Raw genomic sequence first — 21,456 nt, 5'->3', positions numbered from 1 at the left:
CGCAGGATCCCGCTCAGGTGGCCGCGTCCGCATGCTCCGGCGTGCGGACGCGGCCACCGGGGTGCCGGTGGCGCCACACCCAGAACACCGTGCAGGAGACCAGCGCCCAGCCGGCGAGGACCAGGTACGGGAAGACGAACTGGTGGCCCTGGTAGTAGACGGCGGTGTGCTGGGCGTTGACGGAGGCGCCCGGCGGCAGCCAGCGGCCGATGTGCCCGAGCGCCGAGGGCAGCAGCGGCCAGGACACCGCGCCGCCGGAGGACGGGTTGCCGAGCAGCACCATGACGCCCCAGGTGGGGATCATCGCCCAGCGGCCCATCAACGTGTTGAACATGGTGAAGACCATGCCGGAGGTGAACATCGTGAACGCCAGGATCAGCCAGGACTGGACGAACGGCAGGTCCACCGCCCCGAGCCACCAGTCCACGGCCGCCGCGATGGCGAACCCGCCGAGCAGGGCGTAGGCGACGGTGAAGGCGATCCGCTCGGCCGGGTTCAGGCCGCGGGCGTGCACGCTGAGCTGGATCGCGCCGAGGAAGCCCATGATCACGGCGGCCAGCGAGATGTAGAACAGGGCGAGTCCGCGCGGGTCGCCCCGCTGGAGCGGCTTGATGTCCCGGACGGTGACCTCGACCCCGGTGGCCTCGCCCACCTCCAGGGCCGCCTTGCCGAGCAGTTCGGCCACGGACGCGCCGGAGGCTCCGGCCACGTCGAGCGCCACTCCCCCGTCGGACGCGCGCACGATGGCGAAGACCTTCTGTTCGTTCAGGGCGCGGCGGGCGTCGGCGACGTCGGGGTAGTCGCGCAGTTCGAGGGAGGCGTCGAGGGCCTTCTCCATGCCCGCGACGAACGCCTCGCCGCGCGCCGCCTCCGGCCGGGTGACCAGGGCCGCGGGGATGCGGTGCGGGGTGGGGTCGGCCATCGCGTACGTGTAGGAACCGGCGAAGAGGCCGGCCGCGGCGGCGACGATCAGGACGAGGACGGTCGCGGGGAGGAACGGGCCGTTCTTGTACGCCTCCCAGCGCTGGCGGGGGTTCGGGGGCAGCGCGTGCGCGCCGTGCCGCTCCGTGCCCCCGCTCACGCCGTCCCGCCGTCGTCGCCGCTGTCGTCGCCGTCGTCGTGGCGGGCGCGGCTGGGCTGGACGCGCTTGGGTTCGCCGGGCATCTTCGGATACTCCGGCGGATAGGGCATGTCGCCGAGCCCGCGCTCCTTCCCGTCCCGGTCGGCCAGTTCCAGCAAGGCGTCGAGCCGGAATGCCTCCTGGTCCATGTCGGCGTGGACGTCGCCCAGTTCGGCGTAGCGCGCCGGGAGCGTGACGATGTCGAAGTCGCGTGGTTCGGCGTCGTCGATCTCCTCCCAGCGCAGCGGCGCGGAGACCGGGGCGTGCGGGAAGGGGCGCACCGAGTAGGCGGAGGCGATGGTGCGGTCGCGGGCGGTCTGATTGAAGTCCACGAAGATCCGCTCGCCGCGCTCCTCCTTCCACCAGGCGGTCGTCACCCGCTCGGGCATCCGTCGCTCCAGCTCGCGCCCGACGGCGATGGCGGCGCGGCGCACCTCGGTGAAGGTCCAGGCGGGCTCGATGGGCACGAAGACGTGGATGCCCCGGCCGCCGGAGGTCTTGGGCCAGCCGCGTACACCGTGGTCCTCCAGGACGGAGCGCAGTTCGTGGGCTGCCCTGACCGCGTCGGCGTAGTCGGTGCCGGGCTGCGGGTCCAGATCGATGCGGAGTTCGTCCGGGTGGTCGGTGTCCCCGGCGCGGACCGGCCAGGGGTGGAAGGTGAGGGTGCCGAGGTTGGCGGCCCAGATGACGGCGGCGAGCTCGGTGGGGCAGATCTCGTCGGCGGAACGGCCGCTCGGGAAGTCGATGCGAGCGGTGGGGATCCATTCGGGGAGGTTCTTCGGGGCGCGCTTCTGGTAGAAGAAGTCGCCCTCCACTCCGTCCACGAAGCGTTGGAGCGTGGTCGGCCGTTGGTCGAGAGCGCGGGTGATCCCCGGCCCCACCGCCAGGAAGTACTCGGCCACGTCCCTCTTGGTGTAGCCCTTCTCCGGGAAGTACACCTTGTCCGGGTTGGACAGCCTCACGGCCCGTCCGCCCACGTCCAGCTCCACCGCTGCTCCCATGACGGCCACCGTAGGCCGGTCGCACATATGCCGCACATCGGGAGACACGGGCGGGGTCGCGGTCCAGAATCGGCCCATGGACCTGCCGGTGATGCCGCCCGTGAAGCCGATGCTCGCCAAGTCGGCCTCCAAGATCCCGCCGGGCATGAGCTACGAGGCGAAGTGGGACGGCTTCCGGGCGATCGTGTACCGGGACGGGGACGAGGTGGAGATCGGCAGCCGCACGGGCAAGTCCCTGACCCGCTACTTCCCCGACCTGGTCGACGTCGTACGGGAGAACCTCCCGCCGCGCTGTGTGATCGACGGGGAGATCGTCGTCGCCCACGAGGGGCGACTCGACTTCGATCGGCTGAGCGAGCGCATCCATCCGGCGGACTCCCGGGTGCGGCTGCTCGCCGAGCGGACCCCGGCGAGCCTGATCGCCTTCGACGTCCTCGCCGTGGACGACACCTCCCTCCTCCCCACCGGGCAGGCGGACCGGCGAGAGGTGCTGGGAGCCGCGCTCTCGGAAGCGTCCGCGCCCGTCTTCCTCGCCCCGGCCACCACGGACATCGAGATCGCCCGGGAGTGGTTCGAACGGTACGAGGGGGCCGGGCTCGACGGGATCGTGGCGAAACCGCTCGACCTCCCCTACCGGCCGGACGCCCGGGCGATGTACAAGATCAAGCACGAGCGGACCGCCGACGTCGTGGTGGCGGGCTATCGCGAGCACAAGAGCGGCCCGGTCGTCGGCTCGCTCCTGCTCGGCCTGTACGACGCCGACGGCGTGCTGCATCACGTCGGGGTCTGCGCGGCGTTCCCGATGAAGCGGCGCGCCGAGCTGGCCGGGGAACTCGCGCCGCTGCGCGCCGAGTTCGCCGAACACCCGTGGGGCGCCTGGGCGGACGCGGCGGCGCACGAGCAGTCCCGGCTGCCGGGGACGCAGAGCCGCTGGTCGGGCAAGAAGGACCAGTCCTGGGTGCCGCTGCGCCCGGAGCGGGTGTGCGAGGTGGCCTACGACCACATGGAGGGCGACCGGTTCCGGCACACCACCCAGTTCCGGCGGTGGCGGCCGGACCGGTCCCCCGCCGGCTGTACGTACGCGCAGTTGGAGGAGGTCGTCTCCTACGACCTGTCCGAGGTGCTGTCGGGCGGCTGAACCCTGCTCACCGTGCCCGCACGGACATGCCCGGCCGTTGTCGGGGAACATTCCCGGGCGGAAGAGGGCTCATCCGCGGCGGGTGGGCCCTCTCCCGCCGCACCGGACCCTGCGAAGCGAACGGGGAAACGACCATGACCGACGACGACCGGAACACCGACCCCGCGGAGCTCCTGAAGGGACTGACCGTCGACGGCCGGCGCCCCGAGCAGCCCGTGCTCCTCGACGAACAGGGCCATCCTCTGGAGACGTGGCGGGAGAACCATCCCTACGACCGTCGGGTGCGCCGCAGGGAGTACGAACGGGAGAAACGATTCCTCCAGATCGAGCTCCTGAAGCTCCAGCGGTGGGTCCGCGCGAGCGGGCAGCGGCTGGTGGTCCTGTGCGAGGGCCGCGACGCGGCGGGCAAGGGCGGGACGATCCAGCGGTTCACCGAGCGGCTCAACCCGCGTGGGGCGCGCATGGTCGCCCTGGAGAAGCCCACCGAGCGGGAGAGCGGACAGTGGTACTTCCAGCGGTACGTGGCGCATCTTCCGACCGCGGGCGAGATCGTCTTCTTCGACCGCTCCTGGTACAACCGGGCCGGGGTGGAGCGGGTGATGGACTTCTGCACACCGGAGCAGTACAAGCACTTCCTGAAGCAGGCCCCGCAGTTCGAGCGGATGCTCGTCGACGACGGCGTCCTGCTGGTGAAGTTCTGGTTCTCGGTCTCCCGCGCCGAGCAGCGGACCCGCTTCGCGATCAGGCAGGTCGACCCGGTACGCCAGTGGAAGCTGTCGCCGACCGACATGGCCTCCTTGGATCTCTGGGACGAGTACACCGCCGCGAAGGTCGAGATGTTCCGGTCCACGGACACCGAGTGCGCGCCGTGGACCGTGGTGAAGAACAACGACAAGAAGCGCGGCCGGCTGGAGGCGATGCGCAGCCTTCTGTGGCGTTTCGACTACGACAACAAGGATGAGAAGGGCGTAGGAGCCCCGGATCCGCTCATCGTGGGTCCCGCGGACACCTTGCTGGAGCCGGGTGAGGAACGGACGGATCTCTCGCCCACCCCCCTGACCGGCGGGGTCCACGGGCCGGGCGACCATCCCGGGCGGACGTGACCCCGGAGCGTTCCGCCCCAGGGCGTTCCCCCTTCTCCTCCTCAGGCACAGGGATCGCCGGGTTCGTCCTGGCCGCTCAGGGGCTCCTTGCCCGGAGAAGGCGCCGACGGGGAGGGTGACGGGGTGCCATCGGGGCAGTCCGGGCCGGTCTCGCCGGGGTCGGGCGAGGTGGTGGGGTCGGGTGATGGGGTGGGGTCGGGCGATGGGGTGGGGCCGGGGTCCGTCGGGTCGGGGCTGGGGCCCGGGCCCGGATCGGTGGGACCCGGGTCGGTCGGACCGGTCGGGTCGGGGCTGGGTCCCGGGCCGGGGTCGGTGGGGCCGGGATCCGTCGGGTCGGGGCTCGGGCTCGGTGAGCCGGGGCCCGTGGGACGGGGAGTGGGCGTCGGGCCCGGCGGCCGGGTGGGCTGCGGGCCGACGACGACGCCTCCGTCGCCCTTGCCGGGACGTTCCGGCGCGCCCGGTCCGCCGACCGAGGAGGTGGGTGGGGTCTTCCCGCCGGGGCCGGGGCCGGCCGGGAGAACGCCCTGCCCGTCGGCGACCGCGTGGCTTCCGCTGCGGTAGAACTCCAGCCAGGACAGCACGGTCCGCAGATAGGTGTCGGACCGGTTGTAGCTGAGGATCGCCCGGTCCAGGTCGGAGCGGCGGGTCAGATCGCGGGGCCCGGCACAGAGGTAGCGTCCGGCGGCGAGCGCCGCGTCGTACATGTTGTTCGGGTCCCGGCGGCCGTCGCCGTTGCCGTCCGCGCCCCAGGCCGCCCAGGTCGAGGGGATGAACTGCATCGGCCCGACGGCCCGGTCGTAGGCACGGTCGCCGTCGTACGCCCCGTCGTCGGTGTCCCGGATCAGGGCGAAGCCGTTGCCGTCGAGCGCGGGGCCGAGGATCGGGGTGAGCGTCGTGCCCCGGGCGTCGACCCGCCCGCCGGACGCCTGGCCCGACTCGACCTTGCCGATCGCCGCGAGCAGCTGCCACGGCAGCCCGCAGCCCGGGTCGCCGCGGCGCAGCGCGCTCTCGGCCTTGCGGTAGGCGGCCAGCACGGTCGCCGGAATGCCCGCCTGGGACCAGGCGCGGGCCACGAGCGGACCGGGCTTCGTCCCGGGCTTCAGGGGAGCGGGCGGCTTCGGGGACCGCAGCGGAGGCAACTCGGTGTGGTAGACGTCGTCGCCCGGCACCTCGCTCCACACGACGTCGTCCGAAGCCGCCGCCTTCCCCTGCCGGGGCTCGGGCAGCGCGATCCCCGGGGCCTGGGAGGCGGTGAGCGCGGTCATCGCGGCGACCGCGGTGGCCGTGGTGCCGAGCCGTCGGCGCACCGTGCGGTTGAAGCTCATCTGGACTCGACTCCCTCTCCGGGGCTCAGCGGGTGAATGTGTCGATGGCGGCGATCAGCCAGGTGTCCCCGCGGCGGACGGCGTCCACGGCGAACATGGCCGCCGCGTACGTCGTCTCCTCGTCCTTGCCGGTACGGGTGTTGCTCTGGTCGGCGAAGATCAGCAGCCGGGCGCGGTCGCCGTCGAGGAACTCGACCCCGCTCTCGGTCACGGTGGTGGTCAGGACGAGCTTCTGCTGCGGGGCCTGCTCCCGTACGTCGGCGAGCATGTCCTTGTGCTGCTGGACGGCCCGGCCGGTCAGATAGGTGCTCGCGGCGCGGTCGGACCGGGCGGGCGAGGCGTAGTCGTACGAGAACACCGCGCCGACCGCCTCGCTGATCCGGCCCTTCACCTCGCTGGTCCGGCCGATGTCGGTGAGCGCGGTGTTCTGCCGGGCCGGCTCGTCGCGGAGGCTGTCGGCGGAGGTGAACGCCCAGGCGGCGAAGGCTCCGAGGAGGACGGTGAGCGCGCAGAGCACGGCGGGGAGCCCGACGCGCAGGCGGGACGCCGTGGCACGGGGGGCGTCCGCCGGGGCCTCGGGAGCGGCGTCGGACCCGTCGGTGGTGGCGGACCCGTCGGTGGTGGCGGACCCGTCGGTGGCGTCGGACCCGTCGGTGGCGTCGGGGTCGGGGCCGGTGCCGAGATCGGTGGCGGTGTTCTCCGCTGTCTGCGGCGGTTCGGCCGCGGAGACAGCGGTGGTGGTGGCGGTGGTCTGTTCGGGTGCCGGGTCGGTCTCGGCCCCCGGAGTGCGCGGTGGTGCCGTGGCCAGCCGGCGGCGGCGGTTCACGAGGTGACGGGTCGTCGACATGGGGCGGGGTCCTCTCCGGGGCGTGCGGGCAGGCGGGTGCGGGCGGATACGGGGACCGGGGTCAGCCGCCCGTGCCGCCGACGGGCGCCTGGCCGAGCGCGCTGAGCTTCCACCCGTCGGCGGTGCGCGTGAGGCTCCCGAGCAACCGGCTCTCCTTCACCGCCGGTTCACCCTTCGGCGCGGTCACGGTGACCCGTAGCGCCACCATCACCCCGGCCCGGCCCGCCCGTTGGTCCAGTTCGGTCACCGCGCCGGAGAGGACCTTCGCGGTGCTCACCGTCTTGGCGGCGGCGATCTGCTCGGCGAACGCGTCTCGTCCGTCGACGAGTTGGCTGTGCAGATCGCCCGTGGTGGACTGCTCCCAGCTGTCGAGCCCCTGCTCCAGGGAGCGGTGGTCCAGGGTGTTCATGTTCTGCACCGCCTGCTCGCCGGCCGCCAGTGCGTCGTCCCGCGCCTGTGCGAAGGACGCCGCGTCGTCGTGCGTGGCCTCGTAGCGCAGCCAGCCGCCCCAGCCCGCCGCTCCGGCCGCGCAGACCGCCAGCGCCAGTGCGGCGATCACCAGCGGGCTCCGCGCCCCCGCCCGTGCCGTCCCCGCCGGCGCGGAGTTCTCCTGTGCCGAGTCCTGCCCTGCCGAGTCCTGCCCTGCCGGGTCCTGCTGTGCCGTCCCCTGCCGTGCCATGCGCTGCCTCTCCCCTGCCTGCCGAACCGGACCGTTTGCCCATCGCCTCCGGCCCGCCGTCATGTGGAGCCGATCTCGACGATCCACCAGCGTCCGTCGCTCAGTCGCGCGGTCACCGTGAGCTGTGCGGAGGCGGTGGTGGGAGCGCGGCCGCGGCGCTCGTAGACCTGGTCGAGAAAGACCAGGAGGTGGGCGCTGCTGCCGGTCAGCCGGGTCACGCCGGCCCGGACGACCTCGGTGGTGAGCGTCAGTTTCTGGTCGGCGGACTGCCGCTCGACCTGGCCGAACAGCGTCGCGTACTGCTGGAGCGCCTTGCCCGCCAGGACGTCTTCCGCCGCCGCCCTGGTGGCGGTGGTGGCCCCGGGACCGTACGAGAAGATCTTCCCGAGCGCGCTGCTGACGTCACCGGTGACGCGGGCGGTCGCCTCCGCGTCGGTGAGCGCGAGGTTCGCCGTGGCCGGGGTGTCCCGCAGGTGGCGTCCCTCGGCGTACAGGGCGCCCCCGGTGGCGAGCAGCACGACCGTCAGCAGGGCGCCGAGGGCGCGTGGCCACCGCCGGAGGGGTACGTCCGCCGCCGCACCGTCCGGGTCCGCCGTCTCCGTCCCGGCTTCCCGGTCCACGTCGGGATCGAGGACCGTGTCGCTCTTCATCGTCGCCGTTCCTCCCCGCGGTCTCATCGGCCGCCGCCCGTTCCGATCGCTGTGAGCGCCTTGACCTTCCAGCCGTCGGCCGTGCGGGCGAGGGTCGCCCCGAACCGCTTGCGCTGGGTGCCGGCCGCGCCGGAGCGCGGGGTGACCTCGACGTCCACGGTGGCGATCAGCTCCGCCGTGCCCGTGCGCTCGTCGAGTGCGGTCAGCGCCGCCGAGGTGACCTTGCCCCGGGCCGTGTCGCCTGCGGCCGTCAGGGACTTCGCGTCGGATTTCCGGGTCCGCTTCAGCTGGTCGTGCAGCGGCCCCGTGGAGGAGTCCAGCCAGGCCCGTAACCCGTGCTCGACCCGCTTCGCGTCCTCGCCGTCGAGGCTGTTCAGCGTCGCCAGGTGCCGTCTGCCCTCGGCCAGGGCCGTGTCGCGGGCCTTCGCGTAGGACAGGGAGCGGTCGCCGCGCGCCTGCCCGTACGACCAGGCTCCCAGGCCGCAGAGCAGGGCGGCGACGAGCAGGACGGCCCAGCCGGCCCGGCGTCGGGTGCGGGGGGTCATGAGCCGCCTCCCAGACCCAGCAGCCCGGCCATTCCCTCGGCCGGCGGCTGTGCGGTCGCGGACCCACCGTCCGGGGTTCCGGGCAGCTTCATCGAGCCCGGGACGGCCGGTTTCGGCACCGGGCCGCCCTGGGGGGCGTTGGCGCTGCCCCGGACGTTGATGCCGGTGCCGGGCGAGGACGTGCAGCGGGCGGCGGTGTTCACGGCGGGCCCGTCCGAGGTGTTGAGGCCGTTGCGGTAGACCGTGCCGCCGTAGCCCGCGGTGCACGGCAGCGGTTCGAAGAAGGTGACGGACATCCCGAACCGGGCGCCGTCGTCGTCCACCGCGCTCGCTCCGGCTGCGGCGACGGCGGGCAGCTTCACGAGGAGTTCCTCCAGGCCCCGTTGGCGGGTGACGGCGACCTCCGAGGTGGTGAGGAGATTGGCGACGACGACACCGAAGGCGGGATCCAGGTCGCGCAGCAGTCCGCTGATCTGGACGGCGGCGTCCGGGGTGGTCGCGATGAGGCGGCGCAGGTCGGTGTCGGAGCCCTTGAGTTCGGCGGCCAGTTCCTTGGCCCCCGAGGCGAAGCCCTTGAGGGCCTGCCCCTGTTCGGCCTGGGTGCGCAGGACGCGTTCGCCGTCGGCCATCAGCCGGGTGGTGACCGGCAGGGCCTTGTCGGCGGCCTCGACGAAGTCGCCGCCGGTGTCCAGCAGGACCTGGAGGTCGTCGCCGCGCCCCTCGAAGGCGGCCCCGAACTCCTCGACGACGGTCCGCAGGCTCTCCAGGTCCACGCTGCTCGCCAGGTCGTCGACGCTGGTGAGGACGGAGGTGGGGGGTGCGGGGGTGGTGGTGTCGGCCTCGTCGATGACCGAGCCGTTGCCCAGGAAGGGCCCTTCCTTGCGGGTGGGCCGCAGATCGACGTACTGCTCGCCGACCGCCGACAGGTTCGCGACGACGGCGGTGAGGCTGTCCGGGATCGGCGGCGCGTCGTTCTCGATCCGCAACTCGGCCTCGACGCCGTCCTCGGTCAGCTCGATGGGGCCGACGCGGCCCACGGAGACGCCCCGGTAGGTGACGTTGGAGTGGGTGTACAGGCCGCCCGTCTGCGGGAGCTGGACCGTGACGGTGTAGTAGCTCCGCAGTCCGACGTAGTGGCCGAGATCGGCGTACCGCACCCCCAGGTAGCCGAGGGCCAGCGTGGCGATGACGAGGAAGGCGACGTTCTTCAGCCGGATGGCGAGCGTGATCACGGTGTCGCCCCCTTCGCCTTGTTCGAGGCCCCCGAGGGCTTCGGAGCCTCGGGCTGCGGCGCGTCGGTCTGCGGCGTCCCGGTCTTCGGCGCCCCGGTCTTCGGCGTTCCCGACACGGCGGGCAACGGCAGGGGCAGGGGCAGCGCGCCCCTGGCCGCCGCGCCCTCGCCCTCGGCCGGGGGCAGCGGCGGGATCCCGGGGGGATCGGGGGTGAGCGCGGGGATGATCTGCGTACCGGGCAGGGCCGTCACGTCCAGGTAGACGTTGAGGTAGTCGCCCTTGACGCCGCGCAGCACCTCGTCCGTGAACGGATAGGTCAGCAGCACCTGGAGGGAGTCGGGGAGGTCCTGGCCGGAGTCGGCGAGCGCCTTGAGGGTCGGGGCGAGCGCCTTGAGATCGGCGATCATGTCGGCTTTGCTCCGGTTGATCGTGTCCACGGCCACGGTGGAGAGGGTGTCGAGGGAGCGCAGCATGGTCAGCAGCGAGCCGCGCTGTTTCTCCAGGACCTTGAGTCCGGGGCTGAGTCCGGTGAGGACCGTGCCGACGTCCTGCTTGCGGGTGGCGAGGGTGGCGGCGAGGCGGTTGACGCCGTCCAGGGCCCTGGTGATGTCGCCCTTGTTCCCGTCCAGGTTGGTCACGAGGGTGTCGACCCGGTTGAGCAGGGAGCGGATCTGCGGTTCCTGCCCGGCGAGCGCCTTGTTGAGTTCGGTGGTGATGGTCTTGAGCTGGTTGACGCCGCCCCCGTTGAGGAGCAGGGACAGGGCCCCGAAGACCTCTTCGACCTCCGGGTTCCGGTTGGTGCGGGAGTGCGGGATGCGGCCGCCGGCGGCGAGCGATCCTCGTGCGGTGCCCTCGGGGGGCGGGGCGAGCTGGATGAACTTCTCGCCGAGCAGGCTGGACTGTTCGAGGCGGGCATAGGAGTTCGCGGGGAGCTTGATCTTCCCGTTGACCCGCATGGTGACCCGGGCCCGCCAGCCGTCCGGGGCCAGCGCGATCTTCGTGACGCGCCCCACGGCCACGTCGTTGACCTTGACCGAGGACTGCGGCGCGAGGCTGAGGACGTCGCCGAACTCGGCGGTGACCTCGTACGGCCGGTCGCCGAGGTCGGCGCCGCCGGGCAGCGGGATCTGCTCGATGCCCCTGAAGGAGGGGCCGTCGGGACCGACCGCGACCAGGGCGATCAGCGCGCCGGTGGCCAGGAGGGACACGGCTGCGACGGCGGCCCGTACGACGGGTCTGCGCCGGTCGTCGTCGTTCATCGTCGCGCCCCCTTCTCCTTGCCGGGCTGCTTGCCGGGCTGCTTGTCGGGCTGCTTGTCGGGGGTTCCGTAGACCGTGCCGACCTCCGGGAGCGGCAGGACGGGCAGGGCCTTGCGGCGGGTCGCGTCGACGGGGGCGAGACCGGTGAGCCGGCCGGCGGCCGAGGCGGCTCCGGGGTCGACGAGCGGCCCCCCCATGGACAGTTCGTTGAGGTTGGTGCGTCCGTTGAGGGTGCGGTTGGCGGGGTCGTAGGCGTTGAGGACGTTGCCCGCGGCGAGCGGGAGGGTGTCCATCGCCTCGGCGAGCGAGGCGCGCTGGTCGACGAGCGCCTGGGTGACGGGCACCAGCGCCTCGACGTTCTTCTTGAGCGCGCCGCGGTTCTTGGCGATGAACGTCTTGACCTGGCCGAGGGCGGTGCCCAGTTCCTTGAGGGCCGCGCTGAGGTTCTTCTTGTCGTCGGCGAGGAAGGAGGTGACCGTGTTGAGCTGCTGCTCGGCGCTGCGGACGTTGCCGTCGTTCTTCTTGAGCATGGTGGTGAAGGACTGGAGGTGGGCCAGGGTGTCGAACAGGTCGCCGCTGGACTTGTCGAGCGTCTTGGTGGCCTTGCCGAACTGCTCGATCGAGTCGCCGATGGCCTTGCCGTTGCCGTCGAGGTTCTTCGCCCCGGTGTCCAGGAGCCGGGCGAGCGCCCCGTCGGCGTTGGCGCCGTTCGGGCCGAGGGCGGTGGAGAGTTCGGTGATGGAGGCGTACAGCTCGTCGACCTCGACGGGGGTGGCGTTGCGGGCGGCGGGCAGGACCGCGTCGTCGGCGAGCCGGGGGCCGCCGTCGTAGGCCGGGGCGAGCTGGACGTAGCGGTCGGCGACGAGGCTGGGGGCGACGACGACGGCGTGGGCGTCCTTGGGGACGTCGATGCCGTGGTCGAGGCGGAGCACGACCTTCACCTCCTCGCCGCGGGGCTCGACGGAGGCGACGGTGCCGACCTTGACACCGAGGATCCGCAGGTCTGATCCGGCGTAGACACCGGTGGCGCGTTCGAAGTAGGCGGTGACGGTGGTCTTGCCGTCCTCCTCCAGGGCGCTCACGCCGGTGGCGGCCGCGACGGCGACGAGGGCGAGTCCGGCGGTGATGCCGGTGATGCGGGTACGTCTCATGTCAGCGGCCCCCTTGCTGCCGGGGTGGCATGCAGCCGGTCGCCGGGGGTGTGCCGGCGGGGAGGTAGTTCTTGGGCACGACTCCGCAGACGTAGTTGTCGAACCAGCGCCCGCTGCCGAGGGTGTTGCCGACGAGCCGGCTGTAGGAGCCGGTCATCGCGAGGACCTTGTCGAGGCTCTTGCGGTTCTTGACCAGGACGGCGGTGACCCGGCCGAGGGACTCCAGGGTCGGCCCGAGCTGCTTGTCGTTGTCCCGGACGAGTCCGGTGAGCTGGGTGCCGAGGTCACGGGTACCGGTGAGCAGCAGATGGATGGAGTCGCGGCGGGCCTGGATCTCGCCGAGCAGCAGGTTCCCGTCCTCCAGGAGCGTTTCGAAGCTGCTCTTCTTCCCGGCGAGGGTCTTGGTGAGTTTCTTGCTGTTGCGGAGCAGGGTGGCGAGCTGGGCGTCGCGTTCGGAGACCGTACGGGAGAGGGCGGAGAGTCCGTCGGCGGCGCTGCGGACGTGCGGCGGGGAGTCCTTGAAGGTGGCGGAGATCGTCTCGAAGCTCTTGGCGAGCTGTTCGGTGTCGATCTCCCCGATGGTCTCGCCGAGGCCGTTGAACGCCTGGGTGACGTCGTACGGGGAGGTGGTGCGGCTCGCGGTGATGCGGGAGCCGGGGTCCTGCGGGGCGTCGCCGAGGGGGTCGACGGCGAGGTACTTCTCGCCGAGCAGGGTCTTGACGGCGATGCCCACGGTGGAGGAGTCGCCGATCCAGGCGCCTCTCACCCGGAAGTCGACGCGGACCTTCGCGCCGTCGAGGGAGACGCCGGTGACCTCACCGACCTTCACTCCGGCGATGCGCACCTCGTCGCCGTCGGTGAGCCCGGCGGATTCGGTGAAGTCGGCGCTGTAGGAGGTGCCGCCCTGGACGAAGGGCAGGGAGTCGGCGCGCCAGGCGGCGAGGCCGAGCAGGGTCAGGACGAGGAGCCCGACGACGGCGACGGCGACCGGGTTGCGTTCCCGGATGGGGGTGATTCTCATGCCAGGCACCTCGGTTGGGTGATCGCGATGCCGCCCGGTGGCTGGCTGCCGTCGTCGTGGGTGACGCCGCTGACCTTCGCTTCGCAGAGGTAGAGGTTGAGCCACGATCCGTAGGACGTCAGCCGGGTGATGGCCGCCATCTTGGCCGGGGTCTTCTCCAGGAAGTTCTCGATCTGCGGGGTCCCCTTCTCCAACTGGCCGCTGAGACGTCCGAGTTGGCGGATGTCGTCCTTGAGCGGCTTCCTGCCGTCCTGGAAGAGGTCGGCGGTGACGGTGGTGAGCGCGCCCATCGCGGTGATGGCCTCGCCCAGGGGTTCGCGGTCGCCGGAGAATCCGGTGACGAGTTTCTGGAGGGTGACGACGAGGTCGTCGAAGCCGGCCTCCCGGTCGTTGACCGTCTTGAGGACCGTGTTGAGGTTCTTGATCACCTCGCCGATCACCTTGTCCTTCGCGGCGACCGTGGTGGTGAGCGAGCCGACGTGCCGCAGGATGCTGTCGACGGTGCCGCCCTCGCCCTGGAGGACCTGGACGATGGAGCCGGCGAGCTGGTTGACGTCGGGCGGCGACAGCCCTTCGAAGAGCGGCTGGAAGCCGTTGAAGAGCTGGGTGAGGTCGAGTGCCGGGGTGGTGCGGGAGAGCGGGATGGTGTCGCCGGGCGCGAAGGCCCGGCCGACGGGTCCGGGGCCCCGGTCGAGGTCGACGTACCGCTGGCCGACCATGTTGAGGTACTTGATGGACGCCGTCACCGAGGCGGGGAGGCTGCGCCCCTTGCGTACGGCGAAGGCGACCTCGGCGACCCGGCGGTCGGCGACCTTCACGGATTCGACCTGGCCGACCTCGACTCCGGCGATCCGGACGCTGTCGCCGGGGATGAGGCCGGTGGCGTCGGTGAACCGGGCCCGGTACGTGGTGGTGTCGCCGACGCCCGTGTTGGCGATGGAGAGCCCGAGGACGGTGGTGGCCAGCACGGTGACGACGATGAAGACGAGGGACTTGGCGACCGGTCCCGCGAGCGAGCGGCGTTTCACTTGAGCTTCACCTCCGCACCGCGGAAGGCCGGGCCGATGAGGACGCTGCTCCAGTCGGCCAGGTCTCCGGGCCGGGCCTTCAGCGAAGGTGCGACCAGTTCGTTGACGAGCCGGGACTCCTGGGGCGAGTTGGGCAGTCCGAGCGCGGTGTCCGCGTCGTCGCCCGGGTCCGCCGGGGGCGCGGTGACGTCGGCGGCGTGGCGGGAGTCGGCGGTCGGGGCGTGTTTACCGACGTACGGCACCGAGTAGCAGGCGGGCCCGCCGCTCGCGCTGTAGACCGGGGTGTCCTTGCCGGGGAGGTATTTTCCCTTGGAGGGCACGGACTTGATCGACACATGCAGCCCCGGCCGGTCGGTTCCCTTGCCCAGCGCCTTGTCCATGGCGGGCACGAAGCCGGCCATGGTGCGCAGCGTGCAGGGGAACGACTCGGCGTATTCGGCGAGGAGTTCGAGGGAAGGACGGCCGGCGGCGGAGAGCCGGATGAGGTTCTCCTGGTTCTCCCGCAGGAAGGAGGTCGTGTCCTGCGCGGCGGCCGTGGTGGTGCCGTAGAGCCCGGCCAGCCGCGCCTCCTGGTCGGCGAGGGTGGAGCTGGTGACCGTGGCGTCGGTCAGCGCGTCGAGGACGTCCGGCGCGGCATCCGCGTACAGCGTGCTCACCTTGACGAGTTCCTTGATGTCGGCGTTGAGGGTGGGGAGTTGGGGGTTGAACTTCTTCAGGTGGCCGTCCAGCGTGGTCAGCGTCTCGCCGAGGCGTTCACCGCGTCCCTCCAGCGCCTGGGAGACGGCGTTGAGGGTGGCGGAGAGCTTCTCGGGCTTCACGGCGGTCAGCAGCGGCAGGACGTTGTCCAGGACCTGTTCCAGCTCGATGGCGTTGCTGGACCGGTCCTGCGGGATGACCGCCCCGGCCCGCATCGTGGTGCCCGTGGGGATGCGGGGCGGGACGAGCGCGACGAACCGCGCGCCGAAGAGCGTGGTGGGCAGCATCTGGGCGGTGACGTCGGCGGGGACCTGATCGAGCTTGTCCCGGTCGATGGCCAGGGTGAGGCGGGCGCCGTCGCCGTCGGTGGCGATGGAGCGGACCTGTCCGATGACGACGCCCCGCAGCTTCACATCGGCGTTGTCGTGCATCTCGTTGCCGACCGCTCCGGTGCGGACGGTGACCGTGGCGTCGTCGGTGAAGTCCTTCTCGTACACGGAGACCGAGACCCACACCAGGACGGCGGGCACCACCAGGAAGGTGACTCCGGCCAGGCGTCGGCGGACCGTGCGGGTGGCGCTTGAGGTGCGCATCAGCCGGCCACCTTCACCGTCGTCGTGGCGCCCCAGATGGCGAGCGAGAGGAAGAAGTCGGTGACGCTGATGAGGACGATCGCGTTGCGCACCGACCGGCCGACCGCCACGCCCACTCCGGCCGGTCCGCCGGTGGCGTGGAAGCCGTAGTAGCAGTGGGCGAGGATCACCAGCACGCTGAAGATCAGCACCTTGAGCACCGACAGCAGCACGTCCTCCGGGGAGAGGAAGAGATTGAAGTAGTGGTCGTAGGTGCCCGCCGACTGCCCGTTGAAGAAGATGGTGATGTAGCGGGAGGCGACGTACGAGGAGAGCAGCCCGATCGCGTACAGCGGGATGATCGCGACGACTCCGGCGATGATCCGGGTGGTGACGAGGTAGGGCATGGAGCGGACGCCCATCGCCTCCAGGGCGTCGACCTCCTCGTTGATCCGCATCGCGCCGAGCTGGGCGGTGAAGCCCGCGCCGACGGTTGCGGAGAGGGCGAGGCCGGCGACCAGGGGGGCGATCTCCCGGGTGTTGAAGTAGGCGGAGATGAACCCGGTGAACGCCGAGGTGCCGATCTGGTTCAGGGCCGCGTAGCCCTGGAGTCCGACGACGGTGCCGGTGAACAGGGTCATGGCGACCATCACGCCGATGGTCCCGCCGATGACGCCGAGTCCGCCGCTGCCGAAGGCCACCTCGGCCAGCAGCCGCTGCACCTCGCGCAGATAGCGGCGCAGCGTGCGCGGGATCCAGACGAGTGCCTTGACGTAGAAGGTGAGTTGGTCGCCCGATCGGTCGAGCCAGCTGAGCATCGCCATGGGTCAGCTCCCCTTCGCGGGGACGATCTGGAGGTAGATCGCCGTGAGGACCATGTTCACGAAGAACAGCAGCATGAAGGTGATGACGACGGACTGGTTGACCGCGTCGCCGACGCCCTTGGGGCCGCCGCGTGGGTTGAGGCCCCGGTAGGCGGCGACGATGCCCGCGATGAAGCCGAAGATCAGCGCCTTGAACTCACTGATGTAGAGGTCGGGCAGCTGGGCGAGGGCGGAGAAGCTCGCGAGGTACGCGCCCGGGGTGCCGTCCTGCATGATCACGTTGAAGAAGTAGCCGCCGAGGGTGCCGACCACGGAGATCAGGCCGTTGAGCAGGACGGCGACGAGCATCGTGGCGAGCACCCGGGGGACCACGAGGCGCTGGATGGGCGAGACGCCCATGACCTCCATCGCGTCGAGTTCCTCGCGGATCTTGCGGGAGCCGAGGTCGGCGCAGATCGCGGATCCGGCGGCCCCGGAGATCAGCAGCGCCACGATGATGGGGCTCGCCTGCTGGATCACCGCCAGCACGCTGGCGCCGCCGGTGAAGGACTGGGCGCCGAGCTGCTGGGTGAGGGAGCCGACCTGGAGGGCGATGACCGCGCCGAAGGGGATGGAGACGAGGGCGGCGGGCAGGATCGTGACGCTCGCGACGAACCAGAACTGCTCGATGAACTCGCGCACCTGGAAGGGGCGGCGGAAGATCGCCCGGGCCACCGCGACGGCGAGTGCGAACAGCTTCCCGGTCTCGCGGAGCGGGGCGAGGAGCCGGGAGGGCCGCCGCTGCTCGGGCGCGGACGGGTCGGCCGTCCCGGGGTCGGGGGGCGGCGGGGGCTTCTCGGGCGGCTCGGGCGGCCGCACCGGCATCGGGGCGGTCACGCGCGCGCACCTCCCGCGGCCGGGGCGTAGCTGTCGAGGATCGCCGTACGGGCGGCCTCCGGCAGCTGGCCCATCATCGACATGACCCGCTCCCGGCGGCGCAGCGCGCCCTGGCGTACGGGCATCCCGGGCGAGGGCTCCAGCTGGGGGACGACAGTGCGGGGCCCGGTGCGGAAGGGGGCGGTGTCGGCCAGCTGCTCGGCGGCGAGGGTGGCGGCGTCCTTCTCCTCGGACATGCCGATGGGGCCTTCGCGGCGTCCCGCGAGGAACTGGGAGACGACCGGGGTGTCGCTGGTGAGGAGCACCTCGCGCGGGCCGAAGGTGACGAGGTTGCGGCAGAACAGCATGCCCATGTTGTCGGGGACGGTCGCCGCGATGTCGAGGTTGTGGGTGACGATGAGCATCGTCGCGTCGATCTGCGCGTTGAGGTCGATGAGGAGTTGCGACAGGTAGGCGGTGCGGACCGGGTCGAGGCCGGAGTCCGGCTCGTCGCAGAGGATGATCTGCGGGTTTAGGACCAGGGCGCGGGCGAGGCCGGCGCGCTTGCGCATGCCGCCGGATATCTCGCCCGGCAGCTTTCCCTCGGCGCCGAGGAGCCCGACGATGTCGATGCGCTCCATGACGATGCGGCGGATCTCGGATTCCTTCTTGCGGGTGTGCTCGCGCAACGGGAAGGCGATGTTGTCGAAGAGCGACATCGAGCCGAAGAGGGCACCGTCCTGGAACATGAGGCCGAAGAGCTTCCGGGTCTCCATGATGTCGCGCTCGGAGCTGTTCACCATGTCGACGCCGTTGATGAGGACGCGTCCCTGTTCGGGCTTGAGCAGCCCGATGATGGATTTCAGGAAGACGGTCTTTCCGGTCCCGGAAGGACCGAGCATGACGCTCACTTCACCGGCGGGCAGGGTGAGGCTGACGTCCTGCCAGATGTTCTGCTTGCCGAAGGACTTCGTCAGGCCCTCGACGACTACTTCGATTCCCATCGGCCCTCCCTCGAAGTGGCGGTGAACGTGTTCATCGATTGGCGCTCCGGCTCTGAGAAAGGCGATGGCGGCTCGTCACACGTGCACCAGGGGGCGCACGTTATGTCCGCCGAAACCGTCAGGGCAAGCCGTTGAACAGCGAAGATCGGCGAACGCGGGGCTGAGAATGGATCACTTGTCATTCGGTGACAAGGCCGCTTCCCGTCCTTGTCGAAATCTGCGCAAGCAGTCGGCGTTCGATCCGGGGCGCCCCTGGACCGGAGCGGAGCGAACCGGGCCCGGGTGTGCCCGCCGAACAGGCACGCAGTCGGTTTCGATCGGCACGTCTGGGACGCTACGGGCCGGTAACCTGACTTCGCAATACTGGGTACAGACTTTCCTCGGCGAGAATTCACGCGGGGCGAAGAATTGTTCACGGGTGAGTAATACGCGCGTCAAACCTGTCGGATGATGAGGAATCACGCGACGGCCGGTGGGCAGGAAAGAGCCCTTCCGGTCGGGAAACCGGAAGGGCCAAGGGCTGTCCGGGTCAGCGCTCGGGGTCGGGCACCCTCGGCGGGCAGTCCGGCCCTTCCGGGTTCGTGGCCACGCACAGGGGCGCCTGCGTCATCTTGGTGTAGTTGTCGGCCTTCTTGCCCGGGCTGGAAATGGCCGAGGTGAAGATCGGGTCGAGGTCCTCGCCCACGCCGCATCCCTCGAACGGCGGGATGTGCGCGTAGCCGGTCAGGGTGCCGCCGTACGCCACGAGGTAGCCGGCCGGCGGATAGCTCTGGCCGTACCCCCTCAGCACCTGCTCGAAGGGGCGCTCCGTGCGGCAGTCGGGGCCCACGTCCAGGGGTACACCGTTCACCTCGACGTCGGAGAGCCGCATCACGAGCTGGGCCGTGACGGTCGTCTCCTCCGGGTAGGTGGGCGTGTTGGTGACCGTGTGCGTGTGGATCGCGGCCGGCGGGCCGACCTGCTCCAGCGTCATGGTCGCGGTCGTCGGCATGAAGCCGTAGCTGAGAAACGTGGCCTTCGTCGGGGGGAGTTGCCGGCGCCCCTGGTAGTCGAAGTTCACCTCCGAGCTGACGTCGACGGTCGAGGCGCAGGAGTCGTTGATGTAGCGCTTGTTGAGCACCACCTTCATGAACGCGGGCCCCAGCGCCGCCGCGCCGTCCAGCTTGGCGGCGTTGGCGAAGCCGGCCGCGTAGGTCTCGGCGGTGGTCATCACCCACTCGGGCGGGATCTCGATCGGGCAGCTGCCCGGGTCCTCGCCGTCCAGGGCCGCGAGCCGTTCGTCGGTGAGGGCGTCGATCTTCTTCCGGGCACCGGGCGACAGGCCCTCGGCCGGCCGGGTGGGGGCCGGGTCCGGTGCGGGGTCGCTCGCCGACGGCTGCGGGGCGGGGGCCGTGGGGCCGCTGTCGCCGCGGACGGTGATCGCGGCGAGTTCGGGTTCCTGACCCGGGGACGGTTCGCAGACGACATCGAGCCCCGGAGGTGTGGTCGGTTCGCCCGCCCCGGTGAGCGAGGACAGGGTGAGGGCCAGCCCGGCGGGGGCCAGCGTCGCGCGCCCGGGGCTGCCGAAGGCGACCGTCGGCACGTCACCGGTCGCGGTCAGGGCAAGCCCGCCCCCGTCGGGCCCGGGAAGGGCGACGGGCGGAGCGGTCAGGTCCTGCCAGGAGGCGTCGGCGGACTTGTCGCCGACGGTGTTGCGGACGGTGAGCCGCGCGACCGCCGACAGGGTGGCGGCGTCCAGCTCCCCGAACCGGGCGAGCGCCGTGGGCTCCAGGTTCACCTCCACGGAGACCTGGGACGGGCGGATCTCCTCGCCCGTGCGGACCGAGGTGGGGAGCACCGCCGAGACGACGACGTCCACTTCCTCGGGCCCGGAGGGGAACGGGCAGGCGTAGCGGAGGGCGACCTCCGAGGTCTGTTCCGCGGCGGCCGACTCGGCGCTGGGGACGAGCGCGGTGGCGACGACGAGCGCCCCGCCCACGGCCCAGTGGATCGGTCGTCTCGCTGCGGCGCGTGCATCGACGGTCATACGGGTGTGTCCTTCCGGCGCGCGTGGGCCCGGGGGTGGTCGCGGAGAGCGGGTCCGCTTCTCGGCAACGGCCCCCTGCGGGCGGACGTCGAGCGGAGTTCGAACGGACGTCGGGCGGGCTTCGGTGGTACGTCGAGCGGAGTCCGAACGGACGTCGGCCGGGCTTCGGTGGTACGCCGTCCGGACGGGGATACGGCCCCTACCGACGGGTACGGTACGCACGCCGACGACGCCTGGGAAGGGCCGGGTTTCCGTTCGGATCACGGGTGTTCGGACTTTGGCAGCCGGTGACAATCCGCGGCCGCGCCCTTGTCGGCGGGTGCGCGAAAACGGGACAGGTCCGCCGGCGCGGTGGAGTGGCACGCGCGGCTCCGGCCGACGCCGGTGGAGCACCCCGCTCGCCGTGGGGGGGGGGGGGGGGGGGGGGGGGGGGGGGGCGGCGGGCGGGGGGGGGGGGGGGCCCGCGGCGCCCCCCGCCGCGGCCCCCCCCCCCCCCCGGCCGCCCCCCCCCCGGGGGGGGCCCCCCCCCCCCCCCCCCCCGACGCTCAGGTACGGGACGTCATCGGCGGTGGGTCACCCGCTGATGACCGGGGACTTGCCCGAGGCCGTGTTCACGATGGTGTACAGGCCCTGGAAGCTGGCGGTGGTGCCGACGATGCCGCAGCCGCCGCCGACCTTGTTGGCGATGGAGAGGGTGAGCCCGCCGCCCGCGGTGTTGAGGGTGCCGTTGCTCCCGTTCAGGGTCGGGTTGTTGTACTTGGCCGCGACCTTGCCGGTCACGTTGAAGGTGCACGGGCCGAGGATGCTGCTCCCGGACACCTTCGCCTTGATCGCTCTGATCTCGCCGGTCACCTGGCCCGTGGAGTTGGTGCCGGCGCCCGCCGCGTAGTCCAGGCCCCAGATCTCCCACGGCGGTGTGGTGGTCACCGTCCACGTCGAGCTGAACGGCCCGGTGCACGGCGAGTTGAACGAGATCGCCGAGATGGACGCGAGCTTGGCCGGGCTCCCGGCGACCGGGGAGGTCGGCGCCGAGCCCGAGGCGGCGGAGGTCGCGCACTGGATCTTGTTGCCGTTGTTGTCGGTCAGGACGGTCACTCCGGCGGTGCCCTTGAAGGCACCGGTCGGGCTGATCGTCCAGCTGGTCGGCGCGGCGACGACCGACGGTGCGGCCAGGACGACGGATGCCGCGGCGGCACCGATCGCGGTCAGGACACCGGTTCGCTTGAACATGGGGGTACTCCCTTTTCTCGTCCCGTTGGGGATTCGACTGAACGTGACTGGAGAGGCGCTTGCTCAGTTGCTCGCCGTGCCGGACGGTGCGGCACTCGGCGGGTCCACGGCACCGGCTCGTGTCGAGGCGCGCGGACAAGGAATCGGGGG

General features: G+C 71.6%; 20 protein-coding genes. 2 read left to right on the top strand and 18 right to left on the bottom strand.

Annotation, left to right across the window (positions count from 1 at the left end; all coding sequences use genetic code 11):
- Positions 1–13 precede the first annotated feature (13 nt).
- Positions 14–1,081 carry an ABC transporter permease gene (locus ACH4KB_RS24545; protein ID WP_398068044.1) on the bottom strand — a complete coding sequence of 356 codons (1,068 nt, stop codon included), beginning with the start codon at positions 1,079–1,081 and terminating at the stop codon, positions 14–16.
- Positions 1,078–2,121 (bottom strand): non-homologous end-joining DNA ligase, encoded by a 1,044-nt coding sequence (ligD, locus tag ACH4KB_RS24540; RefSeq protein WP_398068043.1) that lies wholly within the window; start codon positions 2,119–2,121, stop codon positions 1,078–1,080. The genes ACH4KB_RS24545 and ligD overlap by 4 nt, the downstream gene beginning before the upstream one ends.
- Before the next feature lie 76 nt (positions 2,122–2,197).
- Between ligD and ACH4KB_RS24535 the strand changes: the two genes are divergently transcribed.
- Positions 2,198–3,259, top strand: coding sequence for an ATP-dependent DNA ligase (locus ACH4KB_RS24535; protein ID WP_398068042.1), 1,062 nt, complete (start codon positions 2,198–2,200; stop codon positions 3,257–3,259).
- 134 nt (positions 3,260–3,393) lie between these two features.
- Positions 3,394–4,362 (top strand): polyphosphate kinase 2, encoded by a 969-nt coding sequence (gene ppk2, locus ACH4KB_RS24530; RefSeq protein ID WP_398068041.1) that lies wholly within the window; start codon positions 3,394–3,396, stop codon positions 4,360–4,362.
- Positions 4,363–4,403: 41 nt separating this feature from the next.
- Here the strand turns inward: ppk2 and ACH4KB_RS24525 are convergent, their stop codons facing one another.
- From ACH4KB_RS24525 to ACH4KB_RS24450, 16 genes are all read right to left on the bottom strand, one after another.
- Positions 4,404–5,687 (bottom strand): lytic murein transglycosylase, encoded by a 1,284-nt coding sequence (locus ACH4KB_RS24525; protein ID WP_398068040.1) that lies wholly within the window; start codon positions 5,685–5,687, stop codon positions 4,404–4,406.
- Positions 5,688–5,712: 25 nt separating this feature from the next.
- Positions 5,713–6,534, bottom strand: a complete 822-nt coding sequence (locus tag ACH4KB_RS24520) for a hypothetical protein (protein WP_398068039.1) — start codon at positions 6,532–6,534, stop codon at positions 5,713–5,715.
- 61 nt (positions 6,535–6,595) lie between these two features.
- Positions 6,596–7,093, bottom strand: a complete 498-nt coding sequence (locus ACH4KB_RS24515) for a nuclear transport factor 2 family protein (protein ID WP_398068145.1) — start codon at positions 7,091–7,093, stop codon at positions 6,596–6,598.
- 179 nt (positions 7,094–7,272) lie between these two features.
- The gene (locus ACH4KB_RS24510) at positions 7,273–7,863 is read right to left on the bottom strand and encodes a hypothetical protein (protein WP_398068038.1); all 591 of its coding nucleotides are present in this window, start codon (positions 7,861–7,863) and stop codon (positions 7,273–7,275) included.
- Positions 7,864–7,886: 23 nt separating this feature from the next.
- Positions 7,887–8,408 (bottom strand): hypothetical protein, encoded by a 522-nt coding sequence (locus ACH4KB_RS24505; protein ID WP_398068037.1) that lies wholly within the window; start codon positions 8,406–8,408, stop codon positions 7,887–7,889.
- A complete protein-coding gene (locus ACH4KB_RS24500) occupies positions 8,405–9,640 on the bottom strand; it encodes an MCE family protein (protein WP_398068036.1) in 1,236 nt (411 codons plus the stop codon). The genes ACH4KB_RS24505 and ACH4KB_RS24500 overlap by 4 nt, the downstream gene beginning before the upstream one ends.
- Complete coding sequence (locus tag ACH4KB_RS24495; protein ID WP_398068035.1) at positions 9,637–10,899, bottom strand: MCE family protein; 1,263 nt, start codon at positions 10,897–10,899, stop codon at positions 9,637–9,639. The genes ACH4KB_RS24500 and ACH4KB_RS24495 overlap by 4 nt, the downstream gene beginning before the upstream one ends.
- Positions 10,896–12,050 (bottom strand): MCE family protein, encoded by a 1,155-nt coding sequence (locus tag ACH4KB_RS24490; protein WP_398068034.1) that lies wholly within the window; start codon positions 12,048–12,050, stop codon positions 10,896–10,898. Before ACH4KB_RS24490 ends, ACH4KB_RS24495 begins: the two co-directional genes overlap by 4 nt.
- A gap of 1 nt (position 12,051) precedes the next feature.
- On the bottom strand, positions 12,052–13,071 hold the full coding sequence (locus tag ACH4KB_RS24485) for an MCE family protein (protein WP_398068033.1): 1,020 nt from the start codon (positions 13,069–13,071) through the stop codon (positions 12,052–12,054).
- Positions 13,068–14,099, bottom strand: coding sequence for an MCE family protein (locus ACH4KB_RS24480; protein ID WP_398068032.1), 1,032 nt, complete (start codon positions 14,097–14,099; stop codon positions 13,068–13,070). Before ACH4KB_RS24480 ends, ACH4KB_RS24485 begins: the two co-directional genes overlap by 4 nt.
- Positions 14,096–15,388: an MCE family protein gene (locus tag ACH4KB_RS24475; protein ID WP_398068031.1), complete on the bottom strand. Its 1,293-nt coding sequence runs from the start codon at positions 15,386–15,388 to the stop codon at positions 14,096–14,098. Before ACH4KB_RS24475 ends, ACH4KB_RS24480 begins: the two co-directional genes overlap by 4 nt.
- Positions 15,388–16,191: an ABC transporter permease gene (locus ACH4KB_RS24470; RefSeq protein ID WP_069755576.1), complete on the bottom strand. Its 804-nt coding sequence runs from the start codon at positions 16,189–16,191 to the stop codon at positions 15,388–15,390. Before ACH4KB_RS24470 ends, ACH4KB_RS24475 begins: the two co-directional genes overlap by 1 nt.
- Positions 16,192–16,194: 3 nt before the next feature.
- The gene (locus ACH4KB_RS24465) at positions 16,195–17,067 is read right to left on the bottom strand and encodes an MlaE family ABC transporter permease (protein ID WP_398068030.1); all 873 of its coding nucleotides are present in this window, start codon (positions 17,065–17,067) and stop codon (positions 16,195–16,197) included.
- On the bottom strand, positions 17,064–18,050 hold the full coding sequence (locus ACH4KB_RS24460) for an ABC transporter ATP-binding protein (RefSeq protein WP_398068029.1): 987 nt from the start codon (positions 18,048–18,050) through the stop codon (positions 17,064–17,066). Before ACH4KB_RS24460 ends, ACH4KB_RS24465 begins: the two co-directional genes overlap by 4 nt.
- A 529-nt stretch (positions 18,051–18,579) precedes the next feature.
- Positions 18,580–20,076 (bottom strand): DUF6801 domain-containing protein, encoded by a 1,497-nt coding sequence (locus tag ACH4KB_RS24455; RefSeq protein WP_398068028.1) that lies wholly within the window; start codon positions 20,074–20,076, stop codon positions 18,580–18,582.
- A gap of 573 nt (positions 20,077–20,649) precedes the next feature.
- Complete coding sequence (locus ACH4KB_RS24450) at positions 20,650–21,306, bottom strand: hypothetical protein (protein ID WP_398068027.1); 657 nt, start codon at positions 21,304–21,306, stop codon at positions 20,650–20,652.
- Positions 21,307–21,456 lie beyond the last annotated feature (150 nt).

The sequence above is a fragment of the Streptomyces sp. NPDC017520 genome (genome assembly GCF_044329855.1).
GTDB lineage: Bacteria > Actinomycetota > Actinomycetes > Streptomycetales > Streptomycetaceae > Streptomyces.
The sequence above is the reverse complement of the archived record's forward strand: the minus strand, read 5'-3'. Positions and strand labels throughout refer to the sequence as shown.